Here is a 230-nt window from a genome sequence, read left to right on the forward strand (position 1 = left end):
GCGCGGCCTGCGCGCAGCGTGTGAGGAGAACAACCGCGACATGGTGCTGCTCGCCCAGGCCGGTAAGGCGGTCGACGCCGCGGCCGCGGAGAACGTCGCGCCCCGCACCGCGACCGTCGACAAGGAGCTGCGCGCGGTCGCCAACAACACGCACGGCTGGAGCGATAAGAGTGTCGTCGTCGTCGACGAGGCCGCGATGGTCGGCAACCGGCAATTGACCGATCTCATGC

Annotated in this window: 1 protein-coding gene; it reads left to right on the plus strand. The window is 69.6% G+C overall.

The genetic code is table 11. The annotated features are described in order from the left end of the window. Positions 1 to 230 (plus strand): AAA family ATPase (locus AXK60_RS25175; RefSeq protein WP_139058150.1); only part of this gene is annotated, 230 nt, incomplete at both ends.

Source organism: Tsukamurella pseudospumae (genome assembly GCF_001575195.1).
Classification (GTDB): domain Bacteria; phylum Actinomycetota; class Actinomycetes; order Mycobacteriales; family Mycobacteriaceae; genus Tsukamurella; species Tsukamurella pseudospumae.